At 64.6% G+C, this 14,639-nt stretch carries 16 protein-coding genes; 6 read left to right on the top strand and 10 right to left on the bottom strand.

Features of this window, described 5'->3' with window-relative positions; all coding sequences use genetic code 11:
• Positions 1–42: 42 nt before the first annotated feature.
• The 5 genes from ACT6Q8_RS17660 to metX all read right to left on the bottom strand — a co-directional run bounded on the left by ACT6Q8_RS17660 (position 43) and on the right by metX (position 3,238).
• A complete protein-coding gene (locus tag ACT6Q8_RS17660) occupies positions 43–519 on the bottom strand; it encodes a MaoC family dehydratase (protein ID WP_054168083.1) in 477 nt (158 codons plus the stop codon).
• 74 nt (positions 520–593) lie between these two features.
• Positions 594–899, bottom strand: coding sequence for a LapA family protein (locus ACT6Q8_RS17655; protein WP_054168084.1), 306 nt, complete (start codon positions 897–899; stop codon positions 594–596).
• A gap of 126 nt (positions 900–1,025) precedes the next feature.
• A complete protein-coding gene (locus ACT6Q8_RS17650; protein ID WP_156344592.1) occupies positions 1,026–1,166 on the bottom strand; it encodes a hypothetical protein in 141 nt (46 codons plus the stop codon).
• A 217-nt stretch (positions 1,167–1,383) separates the two neighbouring features.
• On the bottom strand, positions 1,384–2,016 hold the full coding sequence (gene metW / locus ACT6Q8_RS17645; RefSeq protein ID WP_054168085.1) for a methionine biosynthesis protein MetW: 633 nt from the start codon (positions 2,014–2,016) through the stop codon (positions 1,384–1,386).
• A gap of 7 nt (positions 2,017–2,023) precedes the next feature.
• Positions 2,024–3,238 carry a homoserine O-acetyltransferase MetX gene (metX, locus tag ACT6Q8_RS17640; protein WP_054168086.1) on the bottom strand — a complete coding sequence of 405 codons (1,215 nt, stop codon included), beginning with the start codon at positions 3,236–3,238 and terminating at the stop codon, positions 2,024–2,026.
• 177 nt (positions 3,239–3,415) lie between these two features.
• Between metX and ACT6Q8_RS17635 the strand changes: the two genes are divergently transcribed.
• The 6 genes from ACT6Q8_RS17635 to ACT6Q8_RS17610 all read left to right on the top strand — a co-directional run bounded on the left by ACT6Q8_RS17635 (position 3,416) and on the right by ACT6Q8_RS17610 (position 10,393).
• The gene (locus ACT6Q8_RS17635; protein ID WP_054168087.1) at positions 3,416–4,282 is read left to right on the top strand and encodes a chorismate mutase; all 867 of its coding nucleotides are present in this window, start codon (positions 3,416–3,418) and stop codon (positions 4,280–4,282) included.
• 579 nt (positions 4,283–4,861) lie between these two features.
• A complete protein-coding gene (locus tag ACT6Q8_RS17630) occupies positions 4,862–6,376 on the top strand; it encodes a hypothetical protein (RefSeq protein ID WP_156344593.1) in 1,515 nt (504 codons plus the stop codon).
• 13 nt (positions 6,377–6,389) lie between these two features.
• Positions 6,390–7,082, top strand: a complete 693-nt coding sequence (locus ACT6Q8_RS17625; protein ID WP_054168089.1) for an acetyltransferase — start codon at positions 6,390–6,392, stop codon at positions 7,080–7,082.
• Positions 7,079–7,933 (top strand): 3-keto-5-aminohexanoate cleavage protein, encoded by an 855-nt coding sequence (locus ACT6Q8_RS17620; protein ID WP_444733549.1) that lies wholly within the window; start codon positions 7,079–7,081, stop codon positions 7,931–7,933. Before ACT6Q8_RS17625 ends, ACT6Q8_RS17620 begins: the two co-directional genes overlap by 4 nt.
• The gene (locus ACT6Q8_RS17615) at positions 7,930–9,102 is read left to right on the top strand and encodes a DegT/DnrJ/EryC1/StrS family aminotransferase (protein WP_054168091.1); all 1,173 of its coding nucleotides are present in this window, start codon (positions 7,930–7,932) and stop codon (positions 9,100–9,102) included. Before ACT6Q8_RS17620 ends, ACT6Q8_RS17615 begins: the two co-directional genes overlap by 4 nt.
• Before the next feature lie 52 nt (positions 9,103–9,154).
• Positions 9,155–10,393, top strand: coding sequence for an amidohydrolase family protein (locus ACT6Q8_RS17610; RefSeq protein ID WP_444733550.1), 1,239 nt, complete (start codon positions 9,155–9,157; stop codon positions 10,391–10,393).
• A gap of 3 nt (positions 10,394–10,396) precedes the next feature.
• Here ACT6Q8_RS17610 and ACT6Q8_RS17605 read toward each other — a convergent pair whose 3' ends face one another.
• The 5 genes from ACT6Q8_RS17605 to ACT6Q8_RS17585 form a co-directional block, all read right to left on the bottom strand.
• Positions 10,397–11,266 carry a hypothetical protein gene (locus ACT6Q8_RS17605; protein WP_054168093.1) on the bottom strand — a complete coding sequence of 290 codons (870 nt, stop codon included), beginning with the start codon at positions 11,264–11,266 and terminating at the stop codon, positions 10,397–10,399.
• Between the two features lie 21 nt (positions 11,267–11,287).
• Positions 11,288–12,349 carry a glycosyltransferase family 4 protein gene (locus ACT6Q8_RS17600; RefSeq protein ID WP_444733551.1) on the bottom strand — a complete coding sequence of 354 codons (1,062 nt, stop codon included), beginning with the start codon at positions 12,347–12,349 and terminating at the stop codon, positions 11,288–11,290.
• Positions 12,346–12,762: a 6-pyruvoyl trahydropterin synthase family protein gene (locus tag ACT6Q8_RS17595; protein ID WP_054168095.1), complete on the bottom strand. Its 417-nt coding sequence runs from the start codon at positions 12,760–12,762 to the stop codon at positions 12,346–12,348. Before ACT6Q8_RS17595 ends, ACT6Q8_RS17600 begins: the two co-directional genes overlap by 4 nt.
• Before the next feature lie 10 nt (positions 12,763–12,772).
• A complete protein-coding gene (locus ACT6Q8_RS17590; protein ID WP_156344595.1) occupies positions 12,773–13,765 on the bottom strand; it encodes a zinc-dependent alcohol dehydrogenase in 993 nt (330 codons plus the stop codon).
• Positions 13,766–13,841: 76 nt separating this feature from the next.
• Positions 13,842–14,639, bottom strand: coding sequence for a hypothetical protein (locus ACT6Q8_RS17585; protein WP_444733552.1), 798 nt, complete (start codon positions 14,637–14,639; stop codon positions 13,842–13,844).

Genomic DNA, 14,639 nt, shown 5'->3' with positions numbered 1-14,639 from the left:
CCGGCGCGGCGGCAGTCGCCGCCGGAGCTGTTTCAAACAGCTCTAGCCCGAGGTCACCATCATGACCAGCCATTCGGCGGCCAGGGCCGGCCTGTTCGCGCCTTCCACCTCTACCGTGACGGCATAGCGCATCAAATGCTGGCCGGGACCCTTGGCCTCTACGCCCAACAGGGTCAAGGCGCCACGGATGCGGCCACCGCTGCGCACAGGCGTGATGAAGCGCAGCTTGTCGAAGCCGTAATTGATGATCATGGCAGCACCGGTCAGCGGTGGCACCATCTCCATCCCCATGGCGCCCAGCAGCGACAGGGTCAAAAACCCATGGGCGACCGTACCGCCCAGCGGTGTGGCGGCGGCACGGACCGGATCGATATGGATGAACTGGTGGTCGCCCGTCAGGTCGGCGAACCGGTCGATCATGCCCTGATCCACGGTCAGCCAGTCTGACCGGCCAAGTTCCGTGCCCACCCGCGCCTGATAATCGGCCAGCGTCAGGGCTGGCTGCTTCGGACCCTGCATCGCGGTCTCTCTCCCTGAAATTCAAACACTTGTTTCAAGGTATAGTGCGGGAAGGGCGCCGTGGCTGGCAAGCGTTACGGCAGGTCGGCAGGCTTCACCGCGCGCGCCGCGTCCAGTTCCTTCTGCAACCGGTCGGCGCGGGCCTGGTGCTGGCGGGCGGCGCGGCGGTTGGCATGCTGGCCCAGCCAGACGGTCAGTCCACCGGCGAAGAACCCCACGACCAAGGTCACCAGCACCAGGGTGAAGGCCGGTGCTTCCAGCGTGCCGACCAGGGGCCAGAGTGCCAGTTGCACCGGCGTCAGGTTCGACACGGCGAAACTGATGGCCAGTGCTGTCAGCGGCAGGGTGAGGATCCAGGAGAGATAGCGCACGAGGTTCATCCCTTCGGCTGCTTCAGACAGAAAAACGGCCCCAGGCAGAGCCGGGGGCCGTACAGGTTAGCAGAAATCCTACGGAACAGGGCAACTCAACAGGGTATGGCGGCACGGAGAGAACCGCCCCACCCCTCACATCATCGCCGCACCCAAAAGCAGGGCCAGCGACAATCCCATAAGGGCCGTCGATACATATTCCAGCCGTTCCAGGCGCTGGCGCGCGCGGCGCAGGTTGCCGGCCATGTCGGCATAGGCGCGTTGGGGTCGGAGCATGTTTACGGGCCTCCCATCCTTGGGGCTGGCACACCCTGCAAAGGGGGGCCAGGATCGAAAAGGGGCGGCGCGGCGACAAGCGGGCGGGGAATGCGCTGGGGGGCTGTACTGTCACCCACTTGCCGCCGAACCGTCACAAAAGACTGCACCCAAAGGCGGTAGGGGGCAAGGGGAAAAGTACGTTTATAACCTTCTGTATCGGTTTAACGTAATTTCCTTAGCTGCGTTGCAGCAAGAAGACCGCCTGCACGCCAAGCCAGTTGGCGCGGACACTGTCGGCGGGGGCGGGAACAGCCCGGTCATCGGCACCCAGGATCAGGCTGCGTTCGATGGTAACTCCCATATCCTGGCACAAAGCGACCATGTCAGCGATGGTGCAAAAGTGGATATTGGGCGTCTCGTACCATTCATGGCCCAGACGGTCGGTCACCGGCATCCGCCCCCGCAGCAGCAGATCGGCCCGCACCCGCCAATAGCCAAAATTGGGCACCGATACGATGGCATGCCGCCCAATCCGCACCAGATGATCCAGCACGATGCGCGGGTGGCGCGTGGCCTGCAGGGTCTGTGACAGGATCACGTAATCGAACCCGTCGCTGGGATAATCCTTCAGGTCGGTGTCGGCGTCGCCCTGGATCACGGCCAGACCGCGGGCGACGGAGGCGCGGACCCCGTCCATCGACAGTTCGATCCCGCGCCCATCCACCTGCTTGCGGTGAACCAGGGCGTGCAGCAGCTCGCCATCGCCGCAGCCGACATCCAGCACGCGGCTGCCGGCTTCGACCCAGTCGACAATGCTTTCCAGATCGCTGCGGATGGCGGCGGGCGGCAGAAGCGAGGTCACGGCCATTGGTCTGTTACCCCACCTTGGCGGCTATGCCGCGCCGCGCCGCGTGGCCTTCGATGAAGCCCCGCGCCACCTGATAGAATTCTGGCACATCCAGCAGGAAGGCGTCGTGGCCCTTGTCCGTCTCCACCTCGACGAAGCTGACATTGGCGGCGACGGCGTTCAGGGCATGAACCAGGGCCCGGCTTTCGCTGGTCGGGAACAGCCAGTCGCTGGAAAAGCTGATGACGCAGAACTTGACCGGCGTGCCCGTCAGCCGCCCGTCGGGTCCGGTGACGCGGAAGGCATTGGCCAGCACCCCGCCATGGTCGGCGGCCAGATCGAAATAATCCATGGCGCGGGTGATATAGAGATAGGAATTGGCATCGAACCGTTCGACAAAGCTGATACCCTGATAGCGCAGATAGCTTTCCACCTGAAAATCGGCGTCAAAGCCGAAGGTGATCGATTTGCGATCCTGCAGGTTGCGCCCGAATTTCCGGTGCAATGCTGGTTCGGACAGGTAGGTGATGTGGGCGGCCATGCGCGCCACCGACAGGCCCTTGGTCGGCCTTGTGCCCTGGTTCAGATAATCGCCCAGGCGCCAGTCGGGGTCGGCCATGATGGCCTGACGCCCGACCTCGTGAAAGGCGATGTTCTGTGCGCTGTGGCGGGCCGCCGTGGCGATAGGCAGGCAACAATAGACCTTGTCCGGGTAGCTGACGGCCCATTGCAGCACCTGCATCCCGCCCATCGACCCGCCGATGACACAGAACAACTGATCGATGCCCAGATGGTCGATCAGCATCTTCTGGGCCCGCACCATGTCGGCGATGGTGATGACGGGGAAATTCAGGGCCCAGGGCTTGCCTGTGGCGTCATCCGTTTCCTTCGGCCCCTCGCTGCCCAGGCAGCCGCCGATGACATTAGAACAGATGACGAAGAAACGGTCGGTATCCACGGGCCGGCCTGGACCCACCATCAGGTCCCACCAGCCTTGCTTGCCCGTCACCGGATGCTGTTCGGCCACATACTGGTCGCCGGTCAGCGCATGGCAGACCAGCACCGCGTTGGAACGGTCTGCATTCAACCTGCCATAGGTGCGGTAGGCCAGCCGAAAACCCGAAAGCGTGCCGCCGCCATCCAGTTCCAGCGGCTTGTCCATGCCCAGCCGGATACAGCCTGCGGGGCCGGAGTTGGCGGCTTCGCTGGGGTCCTGGCTCGTCGCGTCGATGGCCACATTCATGGTTGCTGGCTGTCCCGTCCGGTCATGCGACCCGGTGTGGCTGGCCCTGTGGGGCCGTGCCGGGCTGGGTGACAAGAGCTATGAAGGGGGGCGGCGGGTGTCAATGTTTTCTTTGATTTCGGGGGGGCATCCCGCCTAATACTATCCGCCTCCCGAAGGACCTACAACCGGCCCTCCATGCCCACCAAACCGACCTTGGACGACTTGCGCCGCCAGATCGATACGATCGATGCGGAAATCCATACGCTGCTCATGCGCCGTGCGCAGGTGGTGGAGGAGGTGGCAAAGGTGAAACCGCCCGGCCGTCCCCACATCCGCCCCGGTCGCGAGGCGGAGATCGTGCGCAATCTGGTGGGCCGGCACAGCGGTGCCTTCCCCGTGGAAGCCGTGGTCCGCATGTGGCGCGAGATGATCGCCGCCCTGACCCGTATCCAGGGTCCGCTGGCTGTTGCCGTCGTCTGTGCGAATGAGGCGCAGAGCCCGCTTTGGGACAATGCGCGCGACCATTTCGGTTCCACCACGCCGACCTTCGCGGTCAATACGCCCATGGCGGCACTTCGCGCCGTCTCCGAAGGTACCGCGACCCTGGCCGTCGTCCCCTGGCCGGAGGAAGATGACAACGACCCCTGGTGGCGTTTCATCCTGTCGCCTGATCCCAAGACCCCGCGCATCATCGCCCGCCTGCCCTTCCTGCGGGTTGAGGGGCAGAGCGTGGGCCGCGAGGGCGGCGACGCCCTGGTCCTGGCCGCCGTACCGATGGAGGCCACCGGCGATGACCGCGCCCTTCTGGCCGTGGAAGTGACCCAGGATGTCAGCCGGGGCCGGTTGAAGGATGTGCTGGAAGGGGCTGGCTTCGCCACCTTGCAGCTGCGCACCCACCATCTGCCCGGTGGCGGCGGTGCGGTGCATCTGGTGGAGGTGGAAGGCTTCGTCCCCTTGGACGATCCCCGCCTGTCCGCCGTTCTGCAGCGCCTGGGCGACAGCGCCTCCAGTGTCCTGCCCATTGGCGCCTATGCCACGCCGGTGATGCTGGCGCGGGGGTAGGGCAACAGATCCGCCGTTCCCTTGGCCACACCGGCGATCATGGCGGATACGCCCTGATGCCTGCATCCTGAAGGTCAGCGTTCCCCTTCGTGGGTACGCCCGCTCGAACCCGTCGGGTGATTGTCGCTGTTGAGCGGGCTGGTCGGTCACAATCCTGCGGCAGGTGGGGGCTCCTGACAATCCGGGGCAGGAAAACGCTCGGCAGCGACAGTCTGCTATTGTTTGGCCCGTGCATAAGACATCGATATCGTTTCAAGGTCGACCTGGTCAGGTGGTCTGGAAATGTCGCGACGACGCCGTTATGTTCATCGCTGGCACCTTTCTGTTGGGCCCCGGCGCCCCGTTTAAACCACTGACGTTACCCACGATAAAAGACATAGGCTTTCCGTCTTATGTCTATAGTCTTTTAGGGGAGTGGACACCCTGTTTGCTGATACGATAGCTGTCGCGGTGAATTTCTTCGGTCACGATGCCACACACCTGAAGGTTGCTGCGGCGGTAACATTGGCGTGACTCGCCATCAGCCGCTGAAGCGCGCTCATATCCGCTGAGCGCCCCCTAAAGAGACCGAAAACAGATATGGACCTCGCGGACGATCTTCTTTGCCTGCTCCGGGCGTTGCCACAGGAAACCGCTCTTTGGCGGCGGCTGGCCGGTATGGCCCGCTCTCAACCCGCAGAAGATCGCGCACGCATCGCTGAAGCCATGGCCGGGATACCGGCTGACGATAAGCGGTCGCGCTGGCTGCAATATTCAGCTTTGCTGGATATCGTCCGCGACGAGAGTTGGATGCACCGGCTAGCATCTCTGGTGGATGACGATACTCCCACCGATATCGCCATGGGTTTCGTCAACCTTGCCTATGCACATGCATTGATGGCCGCCGCCAACCATGAAGACCTGCGCGCATGGCTGGCGGTGGCTCAGACAGACCGTGTCATTGCGATGCTGGCGGATCGGTTGAAGGGCGTTGTTCCGCATCCAATCCGTGCCGGTCAGCAGCCGCTGAAGGTGGCGCTGTACACGCCGCAGATCGTTTCGGATCGGCACGCCGCCACAAGCATGGGCTTGAGCCTGATGGCCATGCTGAGCGATCTCGGCCACGATGCACGCTTCTACTCCGCCATGGAAATGTCCATCCCGTTCCAGGACTTCTTCTTCGGTGCCAGCGAAATCCAGCGCGATCCCGGCCTTGAAGCGGACAGCCTTCGCCTGCGTCACGGTAAAGGCATGTTGCATCTAGGCAACCGACAGCGGTCGCTGGCTTACCGGTTGTCGGCGATCGGGCAGGCCATCGATAGGTTCGGCCCGGATTTGGTTCTTTTCATCGGCTATCACTCTCCCTTGGGGAGCCGCTTGGCCGCGTGTTATCCGATGCTTGCAATGGCGACCCATGCCATGCCGCCCGCCTTGCCGGTCGATGCCTGGCTATCGGCGCAGATGGAATGTGAAACCGCTGATGGTGCAGTACCGTTTCCGTACCGGTTCTGGCCGAGCGGCAGCGGCACCGCATTTGCACGCGCGTCCTTAAGCATCCCCGACACTGCGCCCGTCATGGTGACGGCAGGTGTGCGTCTCAGACAGGAGATGCCCCCGGCTTGGTGTCGGCGCATGCTGGCTCTTCTGGACGACCACTCCACAGCCCATTGGCTGGTTGTTGGTGCCAAAAATGACCATGCCAAACCGGATTTCCCGGCCCACCCCCGCGTCCATTTCATTCCCTACAGCAATCAACTCGCCGAGCTGCAGGCAATGGCCGACATCTATGTAAATCCGCCACGGCTGGGCGGCGGGGCGTCTGTGGCCATGGCGATGGAACGGGGATTGGCGGTTGCAGCCTTGCCCGACGGGGATGGGGGGGACAAGCTGGGCCGGCTGGCCTTGCCATCCGAAGAAGCCTTCTTCACGACATTGGCAGAGTGGCTGCGCGACCCCGATGCCCGGCGACGGTTCGGTGAGACCCTGCGCCAGCAATTCGCTTCCCGGCTGGATCTGTCATCTGCCGCGGCGGCCCAGGCGCTGGAGCAGGCGCTGATATTGAGTTTGCGGCGCGGGGGCGATCGATTAGCCTGCGCGGGCGGTCGGCATGAATGAAAGGAAGAAACCCATGGCACCGGGATATAATCCGGGTGGTGACGACAGACCTGTTGTCATTTTTGGCAATCTGCGATCGGCCAGCCTCGCCCGCTTCTGCCTTGACCATGACAGCCCCTGCAGGGTTGTGGCCTTCACGGTTGACCGCGCCTACATGGCCGGCACTCGCTATGACGGTCTGCCGCTGGTGCCGTTTGAGGACCTTGAGACGCATTACCCGCCGTCGGACTACCGGTTGCTGATCCCCATGGGCTACCAGCGGATCAACAGTATCCGCCGGGCCCGGTTCGAGGCGGCGCGGCAACGTGGCTATACCTTCGCCAGCTATGTTTCGAGCCGGGCCAGCACGTGGCCCGATCTGGTGATCGGGGACAATGTGCTGATCTATGAACATGCCATCATCCAGCCCTTCGCCCGCATCGGTGACAATTGCATCATCCGCAGCGGTGCCCATATTTCCCACCATTGCACGGTGGAGAGTCACGCCTTCGTCGCCGCCGAAGTGGCGATGGGCGGCGAAAGCACGGTGGGCGAACAAGCGTTCGTCGGGGTGGGCTCCGTCGTTATTGACAATATCCGGATCGGTGCCCGTGGCTTTGTCGGCGCCGGTGCCGTCGTGACGCGCAGCACCGACGATGACGGCGTCTATGTTGGCAATCCCGCCCGCAAGCTGGACAAATCCCCCCTTCAAGTGACAGGCGGATGAGTATGCGTATCGGCACCCCCCTGATCATCAATCTGGCCTGTACGGGCGTCATTCCCACACGGGCGATGAGTCCGCATGTTCCGTTGACCCATGATGAGATCCTTGCGGATGTGGCGACGGCTATCGCGCAGGGGGTGCAGATCGTGCATCTGCATGCCCGCGACGCCGAAAGCGTCCAGACCAGTGATCCTGAACCTTATGGTCTGCTGGTCAGCGCTATCCGGGCCTTGCCTGGCGGACGCGAGCTGGTGGTGGGTGTCACCACTTCCGGCCGGTTGGAAAATGGCTTTGCCACGCGATCACGGGTGTTGGATCTGGATGGCGATGCCAAACCCGACATGGGCAGCCTGACGCTCAGTTCGCTGAATTTCGCGCAATCCGCCAGCATCAATGCCCCAGCCACAATCCGTGCCCTGGCAGCGCGCATGCTGGAACGCGGGATCAAGCCGGAATTGGAGGTGTTCGACGCGGGAATGGCCAATTTTGCCCGGGTTCTGCTGGCGGAGGGGCTGGTGAAGCCGCCTCTCTATGTCAATGTGCTATTGGGCAATATCGCGGGCGCCCAGGCCGACCTGCTGCAACTATCGGCCATTCTGGCTGCCCTGCCTCCTGACTGCATCGTCAGCGTGGCCGGCCTCGGTCGTTACCAGCTGGCGGCCAACGGTCTTGGACTCCTGGCCGCCGATGGCGTGCGTGTGGGGCTGGAGGACAATCTCTGGATGGATCAAGGCCGCACAGTGCCAGCCTCCAATGCAACATTGGTCGACCGCATCTGCCGCCTGGCCGAGCCGCTGGAACGACCGCTGATGGCCCGCGCCGAACTACGCCATCGCCTTGGCCTGTCATCATGACCACACCTTTCCTGACGTTCGGCGCTCCCGACATCGCAGCGGATGACGTGGCCGAGGTGATGGCGGTCATGCAATCCGGTTGGCTGGGTACGGGCCCGCGTGTGGAACGGTTTGAAAAGAAGTTTGCCGCGTTCAAGGGCGTGGGCATCGATCAGGTGGCCGCCGTCAGCTCCTGTACGGCTGCCCTGCATCTCAGCCTGCTGGCTGCCGGGATTGGCCCCGGCGATGAGGTGGTGACCACGCCGTTGACCTTCTGCGCCACCGTTAACACCATTCTCCAGGTCGGCGCCCGGCCCGTCTTGGCGGATGTCGATCCGGTCAGCATGAATATCGACCCGGCAAGGATCGCCAACGCCATCACCCCACGCACACGGGCGATCCTGCCGGTTCATCTGGCTGGTCGCCCCTGCGCCATGGATGCCATCCTGGATCTGGCAACGCGGCACAGCCTGACGGTGATCGAGGATTGTGCCCATGCGGTGGAGGCGACCTATCATGGCCGGCCCATGGGCACGCTGGGCGATTTCGGTTGTTTCAGCTTCTACGTTACCAAGAACGTGACGACGGGGGAGGGCGGGCTGGTACTGGCTCGTCAGCCGGCTGCGCGTGAACAGATCAAGGTGATGTCCCTGCACGGTATGAGCCGTGATGCCTGGGCCCGGTATTCTGACGGTGGCTATCGTCACTATCAGGTCGTGGCGCCTGGCTTCAAATACAACATGATGGACTTGCAGGCGGCCATCGGCCTTGGCCAGCTGGACCGGGTGGAAAGCGCCTGGCAACGCCGGCAGGCGCTTTGGAGCCTTTACCAGCAAGGGCTGGCCGATCTGCCCGTCATCCTGCCAGCCCCGCCAGAACCCGGCACGCGGCATGGCCTTCATCTCTACACGCTGTTGATTGATCCAGACCGTTGCGGCATCACCCGCGACGGCTTCATGGAACGCATGACCCGGTCGGGAATCGGTGTCGGCGTGCACTATCTGTCATTGACCGAACATCCCTATTATCAGGAACTGTTGGGCTGGCAGCCGCAGGATACGCCGGTCGCCACCCGGATCGGCCGGCAGACTATCAGCCTGCCATTGAGTCCGCGGCTTACGGAATTGGATGTGGAACGGATCATTGCCACGGTGCATGACTGCCTGGTGCACATTGATGCTCCGGGTTGATCATCTTCAAGATGGTCCCGCGCGATCCGTCTGATATGGTTGGGAGATTTCCATGTCGCAGCAATTGCTTCTGTCCGGTGGTCTGGTGTTTGACGGACTTTCGGCCCCGCAGCCGGGGCTGGGCGTGCTGGTCAGTGACGGGCGTGTCGCCTCGGTAGCGCCGGTGGCGGATTTTGCGGGCTATGCGGGGCCGCGTCACGATACCTCTGGCGCCACCCTGATGCCCGGTCTCGTCGATGCGCATGTGCATCTGGCGCTGGAGGCGACGGGCGATGTCGTCACCACCCTGCGGCAGCGGCCCATGGGCGACCTGACCCTGCGCCTGCTGGAGAATGCCCAGGCCACGCTGGCTGGCGGCATCACGTCCATGCGCGATCTGGGCGGGGTGGAATGGCTGGAAATCTCCATCCGCGAAGCCATCCGCGCGGGCCGGCATGTCGGCCCTTCCATGCGCTGCGCCGGCAAGGCGCTGACCATTACCGGCGGGCATGGGGCCTGGATCGGCATTGAATGCGATGGCCCCAATGACTGGCTGCGCGGGGTGCGTACCAATGTCAAACATGGGGCCGACTGTATCAAGCTGATCGCCACCGGCGGCGTGCTGACCGGCGGGGTCGACCCGCTAGCCCCGCACCCGGCAGAGGGCGAACTGGCCGCCGCCGTCGGCATGGCCCATGATTTCGGGTTGAGGATCACGGCCCATGCTCAGGGTGCGCGCGGCATTGCCCGTGCCGTCGCGGCGGGGGTGGACAGTATCGAACATGGGTTCGAACTGACAGATGTGCAGATCGCCATCATGATCGACAAGGGCGTGCGGCTGGTCCCCACCTTGTCCGCCATGATGGCCCTGCTGGAGATGAAGGACCGGCTGCCGGCCTTTGTCCGGGCCAAGGCGGAACGGTTCGGCAGCATGCATTTCGACAGTTTTCGCCGCTTTGTCGCGGCGGGCGGGGTGGTGGCGTTGGGCACTGATGCCGGCACGCCCGGTAACCGCCATGGGGAGAATGCGCAGGAGCTGCGTCACATGGTGGCGCTTGGCATGGACCCGCTGGCCGCCTTGAAGGCCGGGACCTCGGTTGCCGCCGACCTTCTGGATTTCCCCGACCGGGGTCGCATCGTGAAGGGGGCGGCGGCGGACCTGCTGCTGGTGCCCGGCAATGTTGTGGCGGATATCGACGCGGCGGCGGATGCGCAAAGGCATCTGGCGCTGTGGAAGGATGGGGTGCGTGTCACCCTGTCCCGTGCCGCGCCTGCGCAGGGCTTTACGCCTGCGTCTGCGGCCGGGTTTTAAGATCTACCTTTTGGCCAGCAGATCCTGGTGGCCAACCATCAGGCGTGCGCCCTGTTCGCTGGCCAGGGTGCGGCGGCGGGTGGCCCAGGCGGCGATGCGGGCGCTGCTGCCGGGGTCCTGCTCCGTGGCAGCCTTTTCATAGCCGGCGATCATGGCCAGATGGGCGGCGATCTGCTTGGGCCCGATTTTCCAGTCGGACTGGGCCGTTTCCACCTTGTACCCCGCCCCCGTCAGGGCGTTGGCCAGGGCCTGCGGGGCTGCCGGTCCCAGGGCGGGTCCGCCCAGCCCCTTGGCCCGGCCCATATGGGTGTGGAACAGGTCCAGCACGAACCCGTCATCCTCGTCCGCAATGGAAAACTCCACGCGCCCGTCAACGGTCAGCGTCACCAGCAGGGGCGGGAAGCCGCAACTGGCCAGTTCTTTCACGAACCGGTCGAGCCAGGGCAGCGATACCAGATCGAACAGGGCCTTGGCGGTGATCCCGTCATATTGGTTCAAGCCCAGTTCCGCCGGGTCCTGCGCCAGATCGAAGCTGCGCATCTCCACCCGCACGGCCATGTCATCGCAGGTGATCATATAGGCGCGGCGCTGTTCCTTATGTTCCCAGCCATTGCGGTCGGCCCAGCGCCCGATCTCCCCCGGTGCCTTGGCCAGAAGCTTGCGGTCCTTTTCGATCAGGGTCCAATCCTGCTCTCCCCGACCCAGCTTCATGGCCAGCTGCCGGACATTGCTGCCGGTGCCGGCGCCCAGATCGATGATCATGGGATGGGCCGGCAGCACGCGCCCGAAGGCCCAGGCCAGCCCCACGGCGCGCGCCGCCTCGTCTAGCGGTTCGCGCAGGCGCAGCCAGTCGGGTTCGAAATTAAGGTTCATGCCGGTGTCCGATCACTTTCCTTAGGAAACCAGGATGCCGGATAGGCCGCCCCTGATCAATGACACAGAATGTTGCCATGTCGGCAACCCATCGCCCGCCCGCCGTGCCGCTGCGCGGGCCGCGTCCAGTGCGACAGGATCGGACAGCAGCCGTTCAAAGGCCGCAGCCAGGGCGGCCACGTCACCCGGCGGGACAACGGCGCCGGCAGCGGGGGGCACCACCTCTGCCAGACCGCCGGCATCGGTAACGATACAGGGCAGACCGCGTTTCAGGGCGTCGGCGGCCACCATGCCATAGCCTTCATGAAAACTGACCAGGGTAAACAGGTCCGCCGCGCGCCATTCGGCATTCAGCGCCGGGCCCGACAATTCACCCGCCAGCCGCACCCGGTCGGCCAGACCATGCCCGGCGATGGACAGGGCGATGGAGGCGGCCTGTCCGGGATGGCGGGCGTCGCTGCCCACCAGGACCAGCTGCCAGGGCAGGTGCCTGACGCGGGCCAGCGCCTCGATCAGCACCAGATGCCCCTTGCGCGGGGTCAGGGTGGCGACACACAGAATGGTGGGGCCATCACCGCCGCTGCTGCCCGTGGCGGGTTCGGCGGGATCGGTGCCGGGATTGGCGATGCTGATCCGGGCCGGCGGCACCGACAGGCCGATAACGCCCTGCATCGTGGTGCGCGACGGCACGATGACATGGCGCATATGGGCCAGGGCATCGCGTTCGATACGGAACAGGATATCGGCCTGTTCCGGCGTCAATCCATTTTCCAGATAAAGCGGGTGATGCACCAAGGCGGCAAAACGCAGGCGGTAACGGTCCACCCAGATGGCATGTGCGGCCACGGGCAGGGCCAGACCGTCAATCAGGACGGGCGCGCCATCGGGGATGGCCGCCATGATGGCATCGGCGGCATTGCGCGACGGATCATCGACAAAGGGATGCGGTCCCGGCAGTTCATGCACGATGACCGTTTCCCCCAGATCACGCAGTCCCGTCACCAGCCGGCGCAGATAACCATAGCCACCCGTCAACTGGTTGATATCGCCGGGGCAGAGGATATGCAGGGTCTGGTCGATCATCGCGCCGCGTCCGCGTTCAGCGGCGCTTCATACGAACCCCAGGCGGTATGGCTTTCCGACAGGGTGACCCGCAGGCCATCCAGTGCCGGCCCGTCGGCGCCCAGCGCGCCTGCGCGGATGCCGGCCGCAATCTTGCGGTGGATGTCGCCCGCCAGATATTCGGTCGTGGTGTTGCGCCCGCGATATTCCGGCATCTCGTCCAGGTTCTTGTAATTCAGCGGCGCCAGAACCTGCTTCAGCAAGGCGGATGCGGCCCCGATATCCACCACCAGCCCCTCCGGCGACAATTGCCGGCGGCGGAACTCGGCATCCACGACAAAGGTGGCGCCGTGCAGGGCCTGCGCCGGGCCGAAAATCGCCCCCACAAAGGAATGGGCGATCATGATGTGGTCACGCACCGACACGGAATACATGCCTGTCCTTTCAGGGAACGGAGTGCTGATATCGGACGACGGGACATCCGAATGGCAGGCCAGCTAGGTCTGCCATGGCCATGGGCAAGTCCGTAAAATCGACGCGGGCGCCCAGCAGAAGGTCGAGAACCGGATCAGCCAGCAGCGACAAGGCCTTGTCCAGTCGCCGCGACAGGGTCCAGCGCGGGCGGAAGGCGGGGGAGACCCTGCCCACCTGTGACGAGATGATGCGGTGCCGTCCGGCATGGAACCCACCGCCCAGCGGCACCGTCACGGGCCGGTCGCCGTACCAGGATGCCTCCACGATGGTGGCCTCCATCCCCGCCAGGCGCAGGGCGGTGGCAAGGCCGCTTTCGCTGGCGCTGGTATGGATGACCAGATCGCAATCCAAGCCATCGGCCTTGTCCGGTGTCATGAACGCGGCGCCAAAGGCATGGGCCAGATCGGCGCGGGCCGGGTCGATATCGATCAGCGTGACATCCGCTCCCGGCATGCGTGCCGCCAGATAGGCCGTCAGCCCGCCGACAATGCCGGCCCCCACCACGGCGATACGCTGTCCGGGTGCCGCCCCGCCATCCCACAGGATGTTCAGGGCCGTTTCCATGTTGGCGGCCAGGATGGCGCGTTCAGTGGGGACGGCATCGGGTACGGGGCGGCATCCCTCCACCGGGATCACGGCCACATCCTGATGCGGGTGAAGGGAGAAGACGCGCCGTCCCTTCAGATTGGCGGGGCCGTAATCGGCAATCCCGACCAGGGCATAGCCATATTTGACCGGCCCTGGAAAATCCCCCTCCTGAAACGGGCAGCGCATCAGGGGGTGCAGTTCGGCAGGCACGCCGCCCCGGAAGACCAGCCCCTCCGTCCCGCGGCTGATCCCGCTGGCCAGCGCGCGGACCAGGACGTCTCCCGCCATGGGTTCGGGCAATTCCTGCTGGCACAGCGCCCCCTTGCCAGGGGCCAGCGTCCAGAAGGCGGTGGCACGGTCGGGCAGGGGCATCATGTGCTCTCACGCTCCATGAACAGGGGCGGGCAGCATACGGGAGAAGGCAGGGGCGAATAAAGCCGGGCCGTCATTCCTATCCGTCATATTCCGCTTTCAACACGGGCGGGGTACCCAGGGCGCATTCATAATCGCGCCCCTTCACGCCGATCCGGCCATCGGCGGCGGTCAGGATCTGTTCGCTGCGCAATGATGCCCCCGTGTCCCCGCAGGCCGTCTTTGTCTGGGCGACAGGTCCCCCACGGTCGCGCAGCGCCACCCAGATGTCGCGCGGCAGGACCAGCGCCCGGTCGGGCCGACCGGTGGAGTGCAGAAAGCCCAGCTTGCCCCCGATCAGGCCGACAGCGGCATAAAGACCCCGGCCAGACGGTCCTGTTTCTGTGCGGATCAGGAATTCCTGAGCCTTGCCGTCACGGTTGTAATCATACAGTTCCAGAACGGTGGCGGTCGGGCGCTCCTGGACGGCGCGCAGGAATGCCCCCTCATCCTCCAGCCAGCGTTCATAATCATCATCGCGCACCATATGGCGGGGCAGCAGCGACCAGCCCTCGGTCCAACCTTCCCCCATGCCCTTGAAGGCCGGGGCGGGATCGAACTGATCCACCACAGTCCCGCCACGCAGCCGGCGCAGTAACAGGCGGCCTGCCTGTCCACGGGCGAAAAGGGCACAGGCGGGGGTCATGGCGACTTCCGGACTTACCGCCTCGCAATAATCACGTACGGGGCCGAGCCAGGCCACCTGCCACACCTCTGGCGTGCCATCCACCGTCACCGACCGTTCCTCCCGGATGGTCAGGTCGGCCTGGGCAGCGGCGGGTCCGGTCATGGCCAGAAGGGCGGCCAGGGCGAGCGCTTTACAGGTCCATGGCGTCAT

Origin of the sequence: Niveispirillum sp. (assembly GCF_052437035.1) — a bacterium.
GTDB lineage: Bacteria > Pseudomonadota > Alphaproteobacteria > Azospirillales > Azospirillaceae > Niveispirillum.
The sequence above is the reverse complement of the archived record's forward strand: the minus strand, read 5'-3'. Positions and strand labels throughout refer to the sequence as shown.

Bases quoted from the DNA above. Each gene is read 5' to 3' on its own strand.
- ACT6Q8_RS17655 (WP_054168084.1), bottom strand. From the start codon at position 899: ATGAACCTCGTGCGCTATCTCTCCTGGATCCTCACCCTGCCGCTGACA.
- metW (WP_054168085.1), bottom strand. From the start codon at position 2,016: ATGGCCGTGACCTCGCTTCTGCCGCCCGCCGCCATCCGCAGCGATCTG.
- ACT6Q8_RS17625 (WP_054168089.1), top strand. From the start codon at position 6,390: ATGGCACCGGGATATAATCCGGGTGGTGACGACAGACCTGTTGTCATT.
- ACT6Q8_RS17660 (WP_054168083.1), bottom strand. From the start codon at position 519: ATGCAGGGTCCGAAGCAGCCAGCCCTGACGCTGGCCGATTATCAGGCG.
- ACT6Q8_RS17605 (WP_054168093.1), bottom strand. From the start codon at position 11,266: ATGAACCTTAATTTCGAACCCGACTGGCTGCGCCTGCGCGAACCGCTA.
- ACT6Q8_RS17590 (WP_156344595.1), bottom strand. From the start codon at position 13,765: ATGATGCCCCTGCCCGACCGTGCCACCGCCTTCTGGACGCTGGCCCCT.
- ACT6Q8_RS17615 (WP_054168091.1), top strand. From the start codon at position 7,930: ATGACCACACCTTTCCTGACGTTCGGCGCTCCCGACATCGCAGCGGAT.
- ACT6Q8_RS17650 (WP_156344592.1), bottom strand. From the start codon at position 1,166: ATGCTCCGACCCCAACGCGCCTATGCCGACATGGCCGGCAACCTGCGC.
- ACT6Q8_RS17595 (WP_054168095.1), bottom strand. From the start codon at position 12,762: ATGTATTCCGTGTCGGTGCGTGACCACATCATGATCGCCCATTCCTTT.
- ACT6Q8_RS17635 (WP_054168087.1), top strand. From the start codon at position 3,416: ATGCCCACCAAACCGACCTTGGACGACTTGCGCCGCCAGATCGATACG.
- ACT6Q8_RS17620 (WP_444733549.1), top strand. From the start codon at position 7,079: ATGAGTATGCGTATCGGCACCCCCCTGATCATCAATCTGGCCTGTACG.
- ACT6Q8_RS17600 (WP_444733551.1), bottom strand. From the start codon at position 12,349: ATGATCGACCAGACCCTGCATATCCTCTGCCCCGGCGATATCAACCAG.
- ACT6Q8_RS17610 (WP_444733550.1), top strand. From the start codon at position 9,155: ATGTCGCAGCAATTGCTTCTGTCCGGTGGTCTGGTGTTTGACGGACTT.
- ACT6Q8_RS17585 (WP_444733552.1), bottom strand. From the start codon at position 14,639: ATGACGCCATGGACCTGTAAAGCGCTCGCCCTGGCCGCCCTTCTGGCC.
- metX (WP_054168086.1), bottom strand. From the start codon at position 3,238: ATGAATGTGGCCATCGACGCGACGAGCCAGGACCCCAGCGAAGCCGCC.
- ACT6Q8_RS17630 (WP_156344593.1), top strand. From the start codon at position 4,862: ATGGACCTCGCGGACGATCTTCTTTGCCTGCTCCGGGCGTTGCCACAG.